13 protein-coding genes are annotated in these 15,366 nt (G+C 35.8%); all 13 read right to left on the bottom strand.

The window, feature by feature from the left end; translation table 11 throughout:
- Positions 1–118 precede the first annotated feature (118 nt).
- The 13 genes from mraY to BUB90_RS01570 all read right to left on the bottom strand — a co-directional run bounded on the left by mraY (position 119) and on the right by BUB90_RS01570 (position 15,362).
- Positions 119–1,087: a phospho-N-acetylmuramoyl-pentapeptide-transferase gene (mraY, locus tag BUB90_RS01510; protein WP_073282014.1), complete on the bottom strand. Its 969-nt coding sequence runs from the start codon at positions 1,085–1,087 to the stop codon at positions 119–121.
- Positions 1,088–1,163: 76 nt separating this feature from the next.
- Complete coding sequence (locus tag BUB90_RS01515) at positions 1,164–3,107, bottom strand: penicillin-binding transpeptidase domain-containing protein (RefSeq protein WP_073282016.1); 1,944 nt, start codon at positions 3,105–3,107, stop codon at positions 1,164–1,166.
- Between the two features lie 135 nt (positions 3,108–3,242).
- A complete protein-coding gene (locus tag BUB90_RS01520; protein WP_073282018.1) occupies positions 3,243–5,378 on the bottom strand; it encodes a peptidoglycan D,D-transpeptidase FtsI family protein in 2,136 nt (711 codons plus the stop codon).
- A 9-nt stretch (positions 5,379–5,387) separates the two neighbouring features.
- Positions 5,388–5,954 (bottom strand): septum formation initiator family protein, encoded by a 567-nt coding sequence (locus BUB90_RS01525; RefSeq protein WP_073282021.1) that lies wholly within the window; start codon positions 5,952–5,954, stop codon positions 5,388–5,390.
- Positions 5,955–6,032: 78 nt separating this feature from the next.
- On the bottom strand, positions 6,033–6,968 hold the full coding sequence (gene rsmH / locus BUB90_RS01530; protein ID WP_073282023.1) for a 16S rRNA (cytosine(1402)-N(4))-methyltransferase RsmH: 936 nt from the start codon (positions 6,966–6,968) through the stop codon (positions 6,033–6,035).
- A gap of 115 nt (positions 6,969–7,083) precedes the next feature.
- The gene (gene mraZ, locus BUB90_RS01535) at positions 7,084–7,512 is read right to left on the bottom strand and encodes a division/cell wall cluster transcriptional repressor MraZ (protein WP_073282025.1); all 429 of its coding nucleotides are present in this window, start codon (positions 7,510–7,512) and stop codon (positions 7,084–7,086) included.
- A 325-nt stretch (positions 7,513–7,837) separates the two neighbouring features.
- A complete protein-coding gene (gene lgt, locus BUB90_RS01540; protein ID WP_073282027.1) occupies positions 7,838–8,716 on the bottom strand; it encodes a prolipoprotein diacylglyceryl transferase in 879 nt (292 codons plus the stop codon).
- A 116-nt stretch (positions 8,717–8,832) separates the two neighbouring features.
- Positions 8,833–9,930, bottom strand: a complete 1,098-nt coding sequence (gene ychF, locus BUB90_RS01545) for a redox-regulated ATPase YchF (RefSeq protein ID WP_073282029.1) — start codon at positions 9,928–9,930, stop codon at positions 8,833–8,835.
- A 122-nt stretch (positions 9,931–10,052) separates the two neighbouring features.
- Positions 10,053–10,715: a thiamine diphosphokinase gene (locus tag BUB90_RS01550; RefSeq protein ID WP_073282031.1), complete on the bottom strand. Its 663-nt coding sequence runs from the start codon at positions 10,713–10,715 to the stop codon at positions 10,053–10,055.
- A 21-nt stretch (positions 10,716–10,736) separates the two neighbouring features.
- A complete protein-coding gene (gene rpe / locus BUB90_RS01555; RefSeq protein ID WP_073282033.1) occupies positions 10,737–11,387 on the bottom strand; it encodes a ribulose-phosphate 3-epimerase in 651 nt (216 codons plus the stop codon).
- A 108-nt stretch (positions 11,388–11,495) separates the two neighbouring features.
- Complete coding sequence (gene rsgA, locus BUB90_RS01560) at positions 11,496–12,374, bottom strand: ribosome small subunit-dependent GTPase A (protein ID WP_073282035.1); 879 nt, start codon at positions 12,372–12,374, stop codon at positions 11,496–11,498.
- Entirely contained in the window at positions 12,374–14,500 is a 2,127-nt protein-coding gene (gene pknB / locus BUB90_RS01565; RefSeq protein ID WP_073282037.1) for a Stk1 family PASTA domain-containing Ser/Thr kinase, read from the bottom strand. The genes rsgA and pknB overlap by 1 nt, the downstream gene beginning before the upstream one ends.
- A 139-nt stretch (positions 14,501–14,639) precedes the next feature.
- On the bottom strand, positions 14,640–15,362 hold the full coding sequence (locus tag BUB90_RS01570) for a Stp1/IreP family PP2C-type Ser/Thr phosphatase (protein ID WP_073282039.1): 723 nt from the start codon (positions 15,360–15,362) through the stop codon (positions 14,640–14,642).
- Between the last annotated feature and the right edge of the window lie 4 nt (positions 15,363–15,366).

Below are 15,366 nucleotides of genomic sequence, written 5' to 3' on the forward strand. Positions count from 1 at the left end.
ATATAAAAGATTGAAAGCGAGCAACGCATGACACCTTTCTTAATATTGAATATTCTTTCAACCATTTTCTCGTCTGCGTCTGATTATACGCTCGTGCGCAAGTACACACGAAATCATCTTACATAGCAGCAAACGCAACTATACAAAGTACTGCGGTAATGATTGAGAAAACAGCCACTACTCTTGTTTCTGACCAACCACATAATTCAAAGTGATGGTGGATTGGTGCCATCTTAAAGATTCTCTTACCACCAGTTAACTTAAAATATGTTACTTGAATCATAACCGATAGGATTTCCACCAAATAAATCAATGCCACAAGAATAATGAATAACGGCATTTTTAACATACATGCTGTAGCGGCAACAAAACCACCTAACGCTAGCGAACCAGTATCTCCCATGAACACTTTTGCCGGATATACGTTATATATCAAGAAACCTAGTAAACTTCCTGCAACTGCTAGAGTAATCGGAGAAATTCCACTGTTCGCACCGATTGGCGCAATAATTGCCACTACAGAAAAGAATGTCGCAATAAGTACTGTTACACTTGATTCTAAACCATCAAGACCATCTGTAAAATTAGAACCATTCACGGTACCTAACATTACGATAAAGAACATCGGAATATACAACCAAGATATATCAACTAACTTCCCACCCATAAATGGAATTAGTATCTCAGTACCAACATCTGAATAATTCATCAGGTAGTAACCGAATACTGCTGTTACTATAAGTTGACCAAGCATCTTTTGCCAAGCACGTAAACCAAGATTACGCTTCATAACTATCTTGATGTAGTCATCTAAGAACCCGATTAATCCAAAACCTAAAGTTACAAAAAGAATTGGAGTAATACTAGGATTGTCTTTAATATAGAACAAACAAGTAACTACTATACTTACCAATATAATAATTCCTCCCATTGTAGGAGTACCTGATTTCTTCTGATGTGATTGTGGTCCTTCACCACGAATATACTGTCCAAATTTAAGTCTCTTTAAAAACGGAATCACTATAGGGCACAGTATAATCGTAACTGCAAACGATATCAACACTGGTAATACTAATTTTAAATTCATGTCATTCACCTCATATTTTCATACGTATTTTGCATTTATATAAACGTCGCAAACCCGCCTAACTTATAATTATAATCTAATCAAGATATAGAATCAAGTCACTATTTTTGTCAACAGTCTCACCTGATAACGGGAATTGTTCTGCTACTGTATCCCCTTCTCCTATATAGTATATTTCACCGAAATCATGCACTTTAATCAATTGATTGGCTTCATCTTTTGATTTCCCTAGAAAGTCAGGTACAGTAAAACTTCCAATTCCATACTCTTCAATTTCTTGCTCAGAATAGTTTTCTTCAACCCCTAGATATGGCAATACATTATCAAATACTCCTGAGATAACAGGGGCTGCTATTGTTCCTCCATAGTATATTCCTACTGGTTCATCAATCAATACTATTGCAATAACCTGTGGGTTATCTGCTGGGGCAAACCCAATAAAGGAAGAAATGTATTTGCCCGTACCTCTTGGAAGTTTCTCTGAAGTCGCTGTCTTTCCTCCGATTCTAAAACCAGGTAGATACGCACGTTTACCACTTCCGTCTGAAACAACTGCTTCAAGTAAACTCTTCATCGTGTCAGAAGTAGTCTTTGACACTGCTCCATCACTCACATCATACTTAAGCTTCTGAACATTCCCCGTGTCTGGATTCGTAATTGATACTCCGAAGTGTGGCGTTATTAAGTTACCACCATTAACAATAGCACTGGCTGCTCTTAACAACTGCAAAGGGGTAATCTGAAAGGATTGGCCAAAAGAGATGGTTGCCAACTCTACAGCACCTATATCGTCTACCTTATGCATAATAGAATTTGCTTCACCAGGTACATCAATACTCGTTCTACTAAACAATCCAAGCTTTTTGAAATGCTTATACATATTCGTAGCCCCTACTCTTGCTCCAATCTCGATAAACACTGGATTACAAGAGTTCTTAATACCATCTATGAATGTTTCAGCTCCATGTCCGCCTACCTTATGGCACCGAATCTTGCGGTCCTCAACAATCTTATACCCCGGACAATAGAAGTTATCTGTAAGTTTAACAACACCTTCTTCTAATGCCGCTGCCGCTGTAACAGTTTTGAAAGTAGAACCAGGTTCATAGGTATCACTGATACATGCATTTCTCCACATCTCATTTAGCAAGTTATTCTTCTCTTTGTCAGTTAAAGTCGTTGCCTGAGATTCATCTTGATTAAGTAATGTATATGGCGAATTCAAATCGAATTCAGGATAATTTACCATGGCATAGATTTCACCATTCTGAGGATTCATCAAGATCATCTTAACACTCTTTGCTTGTTTTTCCTCCATAACTTTCTTAGCGGCCTGTTCACAATATTGTTGTATATTCACATCTAAGCTTAGCGTCAGACTATTCCCTTCCATTGGTTCCACACGATCCTCCGCTGCATTCTCAATTTCAAGACCTTGGGCTGTTGTCAGAGTTAAAATCGTTCCATCAATTCCTTGTAGATACTTGTCATATTCCACTTCCAAACCAATTATACCTTGGTTATCACTACCCGTGAAACCAATTACTTTCGACGCTAGAGAACCGTATGGATAATACCTCTTATAGTCTTCATCTACCATAACACCATCTAAGTCATAATTTCTTATTATATCAGCTGTTTCTTTATCAACGTTAGCCTTAATTCTTTCTATTGATGATACTTTTTCTACACGTTTTCTTACCTTATCTTCACTTATACCGAGTGTTTCAGATAATAGTTTTATTACCGTCTCAGGTTCCTTGATTTGGCTATGAATTACGGATATTGTACATACTGGTTTATTAGACGCAATCTCAATACCGTTTCTATCATATATAATACCTCTCTCAGCCTTGATTGGTCTTTCTCTTTCGTGTAATTGTTGTGCCCTCACTCCATAATAATCTGCTCGATATACCATTATGTAAGTAAGTCTGCCAACAAGAACAAGGGAAATAAGTAGTACAATTGAAAACACTGTAAAAATGTTCCTTCGATTATAAGTTCGATTTGTAGCCATTCCTAAACCTCGTTTTGTTATTAATTCATTGTATTACTAATAACTTTGGGTTATTCCTAAGCTTACAAACCTTCTTGTTATGCAGAAAAATTGATAGGTCGACAATGTTAAATTGAACACTGTCGACCCAGGTCGTTATTCTTCGCCTTCCGTGGCAGGTCCTTTTTCTTCCTCATCACTCTTGCTAGAATCTAACCCATTCTTAATCTGGCTATCAACATCATCGTCGAAGAAATCATAATTTTCAGTATCATTCTCCTCATCCTCACCAGACTCTACATTTTGTTCACCACTTGTAGCTTCATTCGCTTGATTTGTGTTGTCAGCATTTGCATCATTTGCATTTGTGCCATTTGTTTGTGATGAATTAGAAGCGTCATCTTTCTTGTCCGTAGTATCTTTTTTGTCCGTCTTATCTTTATCCTCAGTCGTACTATCATCACTTGATTTTAATACTCCTAAGAACGGAAGAATCTCTTCTAGGATATCATGTGATAACTGCTGTGCATAACGACTTTGTGCTTGATCATCCGCATTCACTTCATCAACAATTGTATAGATAACATATTGCGGATTATCATAAGGTACATATCCGATAAACGATACTAGATACGCACCTTCATCTCCTGTATGTTTCTCAGCTGTACCTGTTTTACCACCTATTTGATAACCCTTTACTCCTGCAGTTACAGCCGTTCCTTTTTCAACTGTGTTATATAGATATCTTCTTAGCAAGTCACTAGTTTTAGTACTAATTACTTGCTTTGATAATACAGCATCTTTATTCTCTACTGTGGCTCCATCCGCATTCTTAACCTTATTCACAAGATGTGGAGTATAATAATATCCACCATTGATAGTTGCACTTAAAGAGGAAGCCATCTGTACCATTGTAGTTGTAAGGCCTTGTCCAAATGAAGTTGTGGCAAGTTCAAGAGGATTCAACTGATCCTCTGTAAACACTTGCCCCTTCTCTTCACCTGGCAAATCAATTCCTGTCTTTCTTCCGAATCCATAATTAAATTGATATTTTGACATTAGTGAGCGTCCCATCTTAGCTACAACTTGCATCATGGTGTCATTACAAGACTTCATAATTGCTTCTTCAATTGTTAGGTCACCATGACCACTACGATTTACACAACGGATTCTCTTCGTTCCTTCCACTACTACTTCACCACCATCACAATAAAAATGGTCTCCATCTGATACGATTGCTTCATCTAGGGCTGCGGCCATAACAAAAGGTTTAAATGTAGATCCAGGTTCATAGTTTTGTGAAATCGCAAAATTCTTCCATATGTCATATAACGCATTCAAACGTTCTTCTTCCGACATTTTCTTAATTTCACTATCCGTATAATATCCTGTCAAGTCATATGGATCATTCAAATCATATTGCTTGTCAGATGCCATAGATATAATCTCGCCAGTATTAGGGTCCATTACTATAACCGCCGTATTCTTAGCACCAATATCTTTCATAAATTTCTTAATATGTTTTTCTACAATTTGTTGAATGTTTAGATCAATGGTTGATACAACTGTGTCACCATCTACAGCAGGTTTCACTGTTCTTTCAAGATTTAATTCCGAATCAAAATACCCATACTCTCTTCCATTCGTCCCATTAAGATAAGAATTATATGTCTGTTCAAGTCCCCAGTTACCAACATTCCCCGAAGAAGTGAATCCTATGATATCACTGGCAGTAGAGTTATATGGGTAGATTCTCTTATACTCCTCTTCAAACCAAACTCCTTGTATCTTACTATCCTCTTTTGCCATAGCTTCCTTAAAATCTTTAATTTCATTATACTCTAATTGTTTTAGCATAACTGTGTATTGATTTTTCGGTTTATCAATTAAGATTTGATTTAATTCATCATATTCTACATCGAAATATGTAGTTAAAGCTTGAAGCGTTGGTTCACGATAAGGTGTTGTCACTTCTCCATTAACCTTCTTCGTCTCTAGGATTGTCTTTGGATCAAGTATAAGATTATACACTTTAATCGAAGTAGCAAGTACCGTTCCATTGCGATCAACAATATCTCCTCTTCTATAAGGAATTACACTACTACTATAGGTCTGTTGTGATAGTACCTTTTTAGAATATCTATCGCCATTTTCATTCCTTAAATACGTTAGTCTAGCTACCAAAATTATCAACAATAGCAAAACAACACCAAATACAAGCAATGTTTTTGCTTGCATTTGGTGCGTAAATTTTTTCATTTTCTTCTCTTTCACTCGATCTCTTCTATTCATAAACGTCACCTACTTAGCATCTTCTTCACTTGGAATTTCTTCGAACTGTTTAACATAATCACTTTTTCTACTCTCATATTTAATTACTTGATTTGCATCAGGAAATACCATTCCTAGTTCTTTCGTAGCAATCTTATAAACATAACTCAAATCAAACGTTCTTGAAATCTCTTCTAAAGCAGCATTATTATCCTTCTTCATCGTTACCACTTGGCTCTCTTTTACTGCTATGCTTTTACTTAACGCCGTAATATCCGTGTGTACTCTAATATATTGAAGACATACATAAAACGTAACTGCCATCGCTGCTACAAGTACAATTAGTGATATTCCATCCATTGTCCTCGTTTTTTCTCTTCTGCGACTCGCAGCTCTTTCTCTACGCTTTCTTTCCTGATATGTCTGCTTTCTTCTTCTTTCTTCTTCCGCATAGTCATAATCATCATCGTAATCACGATTGTCTGCGTAATCTGGGACAGCCTGCAATTTTCTTGCAGTGGCTCCATCAACGTAGTTTTCTCTTTGATAGTCCTTATATTGCACGTTACGATTTTTTCTAACTTGTTGTCGTGCCATCGTCCATTCTCCTTCCCAGACTTAATATAGTAATATTAGTCGATGGCTTACTTTGTAGTCCCTTCGCCTATATCGCTATTATATTTTCTCAAATACCCTTAATTTAGAACTTTTTGATCTCTTATTCTCTTCTATTTCCTCATCTGATGGAATAATTGGTTTTCTTGTTATAACTTTTCCCTTTGGTTTCTTACCACATGCACAAATAGGAAAGTTCGGAGGGCATGTACAAGGATTTTCATTATTACGGAAGATGCTTTTAACAATTCGATCCTCCAAAGAATGGAATGTTATAATACATATTCTTCCCTCTGGGTTTAATAATTCAATCATATCATTCAAAGTATCATTCAATACTTCAAGTTCCTTGTTCAACTCAATTCTTATAGCTTGAAAAGTTTTCTTAGCAGGATGCCCTGTATTCATTCTTACTTTCATAGGGATTGCTGCCTTAATTACTTCCGTTAACTCATCGGTTGTCTCTATAGTCTTTTCTTCTCTCGCTCTTACAATGTGTTTTGCAATGTTTTTTGCAAACTTGTCTTCTCCGTAGTCACGAATAATCCGATATAAATCAAATTCACTATAGTTATTGACAATATCCTTTGCGGTTTGTTCTTTTCTTTGATCCATTCGCATATCAAGAGGAGCATTCTCACGATACGTAAATCCTCTCTCGGCCGTATCTAATTGATATGAGGAAACTCCCAAATCGAGAACGATTCCATCCACCTTTTCAACACCTAATTCCTGCAACACTTGACGCATATTACAATAATTATTTCTTACAATTGTTACTTTATCTGAAAATTCATTCAATCTCATTGTTGCAGCTCCAATGGCAGCCTCATCTTGATCGATTCCAATAAATCTTCCTTGTTCACCAAGGCGTTTACATACTTCATATGCATGTCCACCGCCACCTAGTGTTCCATCAACATAGATGCCGTCTGGCTTAATATTAAGGCCATCAATTGTCTCATCTAATAATACCGACTTATGTTTAAATTCCATTTCTTGACCTCCATCGCTGATGTTGTATATTCCATCTTCTTTAGTATATCCTACTGTCAATTGTGTATTCGAGATCTACTTTACTATTAATAGCCACTTGAAACTTTCCCAGCGACTAAAAACTCAAACCAAACTCTGACATGTGTTCTGCAATTTCATCCATATTTTCATATGTATTGTTACTTTCCCAGCGTTCTTTACTCCAAATCTCTATCTTATTAAGCACACCGACTAATACTAATTCCTTGTCAAGTCCTGCATGTTCACGTAATTTTTGTGGTATCAAAAATCTTCCTTGCTTGTCCACCTCACACCCAGCAGCTCCAGCCATAAAGTAACGTTGCAATTGTCTTGCTTCTTTACTTCCAGGAAGTCCTTTTAATTCATTTACAAAGCTAATCCACTCGTCATTTGGGTAAACAAATAAACACCCATCAAGTCCAAGAGTTAGAACAAACTCATCTCCCAGTTCTTCTCTAAATTTGGCGGGAATAATTACTCTGCCTTTGGCATCGACTGTATGATTATGTTCACCCATAAACATATGACACACCTGCTTTCGTGCTAGGTTGACTACCCCAAAATGAATTTGGTATACATGGTACTTTTGATTCTTTTACCACTTGATGAATTATTTAACCACTTTCTCACCACTTCGTACCACTTTACACCACTTTGCACCACTTGTAGTGTAATTTTATAACATTTTCAAGATTTTATCAAGCCTTTCTGTAAACAAAAAGGCGACAAATTATGGTATCATAATTTGTCGCCTTTAAAATTTTACAATATATTGTGTATATTTATTAATTTTTTCTTAAGAATACAATATATTGATTTTTTATCAATACAAGTCTTTAGTCCTATTTTTAGATCTCTTTTTTCTTTTGCCTGTAAATCATAACATGTTTGTATATCAATAAACACGCTGCAACTATAGCTACCACTATAGATAACAACTCTGAAACAGGAAGATTAGTTCCCCATAATAGTAGTTGATCCGTACGTAATGATTCAATCCACGCACGTCCAATTCCATAACCGAGCGCATAAATCAATGTAAGTTCTCCGTTAAACTTTTTGTGATTCGTATATAATAATATAAGAATCAACAACGCTAAATTCCATAGAGATTCGTATAAGAAGGTTGGATGGACTTGAATATATTCAACCCCATCAACTACAGCAATATGATTCATAAGTTCTGCACTAATATTCGAAGCTGCTACTTCCGATTTTTTTATCTGCATAGCCAAAAGTCCGTCGCTAAATCCACCGAAAGCTTCTCTATTAAAGAAATTGCCCCATCTACCAATAATTTGTCCAATTAACAAACCTACACAACTGGTATCGGCGAGTAAAGCAAAAGATACTTTCTTTACTTTAGAGAATACAACCGCTGTAAGAACACCAGCTATAATTCCGCCGTAGATTGCTAATCCACCACCACGTAGATTGAACACACTCCATAGATTATCTTTGAATTCATCAAATGCAAAAACTACATAATAAAGTCTCGCCCCGATGACTGAGATAACAATTGCATATAATGCAAAGTCAAGATACATCTCTTTATTCTGACCTGTTCTCTTTGCTTGCCACTCCACCAACAAGTAGCCCACTAACATCCCTATCGCGATTATTATACCATAATACGCAATCTGAATACCAAAAAAATCAATTCCAGTCCCTAAGTTTTCTATCTCTATACCAAGCTTAGGAAATCGTATACTTGCACCTAATAGCATTCTACCATCCCCTTCTATTGCAAAACTAAATTATATTCAAAGTAAGATAGATGTTACTTAAGCGACATTTATTCTACTTTAATACTATTATCTTTAGTTACATTTATATTATTATCCTATACGTTGAAACGGAATAATACTACATCTCCATCTTGAACAACATATTCTTTACCTTCTGAACGTACAAGACCTTTTTCTTTTGCTGCATTATAACTACCACAAGCTACAAGGTTATCATAACTAACGATTTCTGCACGAATGAATCCTCTTTCAAAGTCTGTATGAATCTTACCCGCAGCACCCGGAGCTTTTGTTCCTTTCGTAATCGTCCAAGCTCTTGTCTCTTGTTCACCTGCTGTTAGATAACTGATTAAACCTAAGATTTCATAACTTGCATGAATTAGTTTTTCCAGTCCTGACTCTTTTAAACCTAAATCTTCTAAAAATTCTTTCTTTTCCTCTTCATCAAGTTCAGCAATTTCTTGTTCAATTTGTGCACAGATAACGAAAACTTCAGAACTTTCGTTCTTCGCGAATTCTCTAACCTTTGTTACCATTGCATTATCTGCACCATCCGTAGCAAGATCATCTTCATTAACATTAGCCGCATAGATAACTGGTTTATATGTTAATAAGTTATAGGACTTAATCAATTCGATTTCTTCGTCATCGTCTGATTCAAAACCTTTTGCAAGTCTTCCTTCTTCTAAGAACTCTTTTAATCGCTTGATTAATTCCACTTCTTTAGCAAGTGCCTTATCATTCTTAGCTCCTTTGGAGGCTCTTGAAAATCTTCTTTCAAGTACTTCGATATCTGAAAAGATCAATTCAAGATTAATCGTCTCGATGTCACGTAGAGGATCAACATTACCATCAACGTGGATTACATTGCCATCTTCAAAACAACGAACAACATGTACAATCGCATCAACTTCACGAATATTAGATAAGAATTGGTTTCCTAAACCTTCTCCTTTGGAAGCACCTTTTACCAACCCTGCAATGTCAACAAATTCAACAACTGCTGGAAGAACACTTTTAGAATTATACATTTTAGAAAGAACATTCAATCTCTCATCTGGTACAGGTACAATACCTACGTTTGGATCAATCGTACAGAATGGATAATTTGCTGATTCTGCTCCTGCTTTTGTTAATGAGTTAAACAATGTACTCTTCCCTACGTTTGGTAATCCTACAATTCCTAATTTCATTTGTGTCTCCTTTTCTATCACTTAATCATATTCTATACTTATTAACTATCAAGCCATTTTCTGTATTCCTGAGGAATTATTCCATACTAAAATCTCCAGTAGAAAAGACTTGTTATATAAACTTAGTCTCTTGATTCAATTACAATAAGAATTCCTTTGTCTAGTTTGATAACTCCTTCCTCTTCAAGAAGCTCATTACTTATACCTAGACTATTCCCTTTAGTCATTGTCATATCATACAAGGGATATTTAAAACCAATTAATGTTACTCCAGTAACACAATCTGTATAAGGAATAAGAGACACATATTTACCATGTATCTTATCTTTTTTAAGATGCTTATCAGCGTCGATGACATAGATTTGATTATGAACATCAACGATCCTTGCTTCTATACCATGATTTAAACATAACGATAATAGATTCACATTCGCCATTACATGGTCAAGTCTTGTTCCAGTTGCTCCTAGTATGGTTACTTTAGTAGCACCTGATTCAATCGCCGTAACAATAGCAAGATGTGTATCTGTGTAATCTTTTTCTGGAGGAAATTCTTTTAATATCAATCCAGAATCGTCATTTGCTAATTGATTTTTTATTTCTACTAGTATCGATGGTTCTAAAGAATCAAAATCACCAAGGATATAGTCAATTGGAATATTCAACAACTTCGCTGTCTCCACTCCTCGATCAGCCGCTATTACCATATCAAAGCTCTCCGCTTCAAGGTATGCTTTAGCAAAAGTGGCATCCACGAATCCTCCCGTAATGATTATTACATTCATCTTTACACCTACTTTACCACTCTATTTCATCTTATCATAAAACAGCTTTACATTATTAGCCTTATCGCCAGAAAAAACTGCTGTACCAGCAACAATAATATTGGCACCCGCCTTAATAATGTCTTCTACATTGTCAAGATTTACTCCTCCATCAACTTCTATATCAATATCCATACCCCTATCACTAATAAAGTGACGAAGCTTTCTTAATTTTTCCAAAGTAAATGGAATGAACTTCTGTCCACCAAATCCAGGATTTACACTCATTATTAATACCATGTCAAGATCATCGAGAACATATTCAAGAACTTCTACAGGTGTGGCTGGGTTTAGTGCAACGCAAACCTTCTTTCCACATTCTTTAATCTGCTGAATCGTTCTATGGAGATGTTTACATGCTTCATAATGAACGGTAATAATATCTGCTCCAGCATCTGCAAAATCCCTGATATACCGATCCGGATCTTCAATCATCAAATGTACATCAAAAACACGACTTGTCTTTTTCCGTAGTGACTTAATAACCGGTATACCAAAAGATATGCTTGGTACAAACATGCCATCCATGACATCAATATGAAGGTATTCTGCTCCCGCTTGATCTATTTTTTTTACTTCTTCGCCTAATTTAGAAAAATCAGCCGCAAGAATCGACGGTGATAATTTGTTCATAACTAACCATGCCTTTCTCAAAGCCTGCATACTTTGGGCCGTAGGCACAAAGTTACATGTGAAAATTTTGATTCATCACACTAGCTTCTTTTACCGGGACTGTTTACCCTAATATTTCTTCTTGTCTTTTAATTCATTGTATAATAATAGATAGTTTTCATATCTGGTTTTGCTTATTTTACCTTCCTCTAAGGCTTGTTTCACACCACATTGTGGCTCATTAATATGAGCACACCCTTGGAATCTACAATACTCTTCATATGGAAGGAACTCAGGAAAATATGATTTCAATTCTTCCTTTTCAAAATTATCAATATATAAAGAACTAAATCCAGGTGTATCAAATATGAAAGAATCGTCATCAATCGCAAATAATTCCGAATGCCTTGTTGTATGTTTACCTCTCTTAATCTTCTCACTAATACTGCCTACTTCCATCTGGGCCGTAGGAATTAAAGAATTGATAATTGAGGATTTACCAACACCAGAAGGTCCTGCAAGAACTGTAGTTTTACTTTTGACAATGTCCTTAATTTGTTGTAATCCTTCGCCTTGTAAAGCACTAGTAAAGATTACATGATAACCACCTAAACGATATGTTTCTTCTAATAATTTCTGCTCTATAGCAGTAACGATATCTTGTTTGTTAAAACATACATAGGTTTCCACTTCTTGTTTACTCATCATAATTAAGAAACGATCTAGTAAGTTCAAATTAGGATTTGGGTCAGCAGCAGCAAAGATAACAAGTGCTTGATCTACATTGGCTACAGCCGGCCTTATCAGTTCATTTTGTCTAGGCAATATCGATATGATATTGCCTAGCTTCTTCTCTTCATCTAATACTTCAATCTCTACATTGTCACCAACAAGTGGTTTAATCTTTTGATTACGAAAGATTCCTTTCGCCTTACACTCATATATCCCTTTCTGGGATACATGAATATAATAAAAACCTGCTATTCCTTTAATAATCTTTCCCTGCATTATTTAGCTACCTTCTTGAATCTTACATTGGTACTACCGAATTCCTCTCCGTCAAGATAGAAGACTACCGTTGCACTACCTTCTTGCGTACCTTGAAGTGTAACAGTTTTAGGGAAATCTGCTGAGGATAATGTTTGCTTATAAGCATCCATAATAACTTCATCTGAATTATCATAATAGATATCCATAGAGATTACACCATCTTCCATATCATCAGCAAACGGACTTGAATCCATTGTTGCACTTGCCGTATAGATGTATGTTACTTCTTCTACTTTTGGTCCAAGGCTTACTGTAAAGTCAATCTTAGTACCTTCTTCCACTTCTGTATCAGGAGAATACGATTGATCCATAACAACACCTTGTGCATAGTTATCTGAGTTAGCAGTACTAACTTTACCCTTTACAAGACCTTTTGATTTCAGTATATCTTCTGCTTGTGATTGAGTATAATTACGTAAATCAGGTACTTTCACGTATTTTGTTTCTTTTCCTTTACTTACATAAACCGTTATTGTATCACCCTTTTTCACATCAGTTCCTGCTTTTGGTGACGTACGAATTACAAGGTTTTCTTCTATAGTATCGTTGTATTCATACTCATGCACAACTTTAAGTTCTTGATCATTCTTAAGGATGGTATCTGCTTGGTCAACAGTAAGTCCTGTTACATCGCGTAATTGATTAGATTCCACACCTGTACTTACTGTAAGCACAACCACTGTATTCTTATCAACTTCTTCACCAGCTACAATGCTTTGTTCAATTACATAATTTTCAGGAACAACATCTGATGGTTTTTCTTCGTTTCTAGAGCTCAATTCTGCTTTCTTTAATAAATCAATTGCTTCTTCTAATGACTTACCTGCTACATCTGGAACAGTTGTTTTGTTTGCAGTATCTTCAGTTTGCTCTGTATCATCAGTTGTTTCATCTTCTGGGAGCGTAGTTTCATTCTGAATATTATTATCTTTACTTCCGTGACCGAATTTGAACAAGCCAAAACCTTTGCCTACTATAGCAATGATTACGATACCAAGAACAATTGCTACGGTAATAGAACCTGCTATGATGAATTTTTCTAACTTTGGATCAACATCTTTATCCTCATCTAAATCCTCATCATCTGATTCATACAATTGATTTTTATCATCCATCTCATTATAACCACCTGGATTATTACGAGTTCCATTTCCTTCACCAGTATAACCAGAAGCTTCTCTGATTTCACCTACTTGTTCCGGGGTAAGATTAATGGTTGGAGAATCTGTAACTCCAACTGGTGCCATCTTAACAAATTCACCATTCGGATTTGCTAAGGAACGTTTTAAGTCTTGAATAAATTCAGAAGCACTAAGATAACGGCGTTCTGGCTTCTTTTGCATACATTTCTGTACAATTTTATCTAAGCTTGGTGGAATTGTCGGATCGAGTTGTCTCAAAGGTGTAGCTTCTCCTTGAATGTGAAGCAATGCTACGGATACAGCATTGTCACCTTCAAACGGAACTTTACCAATTAACATCTCATATAAAGTAACACCTAAAGAATAGATATCACTCTTTTCATCACTATAACCACCTCTCGCTTGCTCTGGCGAGATGTAATGTACAGATCCCATGGCATTCGAAGTAATCGTATTCGACGATGCAGCTTTGGCAATACCAAAATCAGTTACTTTGACTTTTCCTTCCCTAGATATGATTATGTTCTGTGGCTTTATGTCCCTATGGATAATATGATTCGCATGAGCTGCTTCCATACCTTGTGCGATCTGAATTGCAATACCAACAGCTTCTTTTATCTCAAGTTTTCCTTTTCTTTCAATAAAACTCTTAAGTGTAATACCTTCTACCAATTCCATTACAATATAATGTAGATTTCCATCATCACCTACATCATATACATTAACGATATTAGGATGGGATAATCCTGCAGCAGACTGTGCTTCGCCTCTAAATTTTGAGACAAATGTTTGATCATCACTATATTCAGGTTTTAAGACTTTTATTGCGACATTACGGTTTAAGCGATGGCATTTTGCTTTATAAACATCAGCCATTCCTCCTGTACCAACTTTTTCAATTATTTCATATCTGTCGCTAATAAATATTCCTGGTTTAATCATTTTCTCACCTCTCTATTATGGTTTTACGTAACTTTTCAGTTAACCAGTTTATTCAAAACTGGATATAATAAATTAAACATAACGTATTTTGTCACTGGCTAACTCGATAAAGTAAGTCCTTCTCGAGTATTCTGAATTATCACGGTTTCACAACAATTGCTGTTATATTATCTTTGCCACCATACTCGTTTGCTTTCTCAATTAAAGCTCTGACTGCACTCTTAATTTTGTCTCTTCTAGAGGATACAGTCTCAAAAATCTCTGTATCATCAATCATATTAGATAAACCGTCAGAACACATAAGTATTATATCCTCATTCTTTAAAGAAACTTCAAAGAAATCAGGTATTGCTTCACCACTAGCACCAAGTGCTCTAGTGATAATATTCTTATTCGGATGAAATCTTGCTTCACTCTTGGTTAATTCACCATTCTTAATCATCTCTTCTACAAGAGAATGATCTCTAGTGATTTGCTTAATATCATCATGTATTAGATACAAACGAGAATCACCAATATTTCCAACGTACAAAATATCCTCCATGATTGTTGCAATAACAAACGTTGTTCCCATACCTTCCAAATTCGGATTTTCTTTTGCCTCATTCAAAAGTAGCATATTCGTATTCTTAATGGCTTCCTCAAAAATCCGAATAGGTGATGTTAATTTACTACTTCGTATATATTCAACGACTTTCTCTACACTGAATCTAGATGCAAAATCCCCCGCTTTATGTCCTCCCATGCCGTCAGCAACTATAAACAAATTGGGAAGGTTGCCAACTTGATTTTGTTCACAAAAAACAAAGTCTTGATTCATCTTACGTTTTACACCGATATCTGTAATAGAAAATGATTCCATGGCG

Source organism: Anaerosporobacter mobilis DSM 15930 (assembly GCF_900142955.1).
Lineage (GTDB): Bacteria > Bacillota > Clostridia > Lachnospirales > Lachnospiraceae > Anaerosporobacter > Anaerosporobacter mobilis.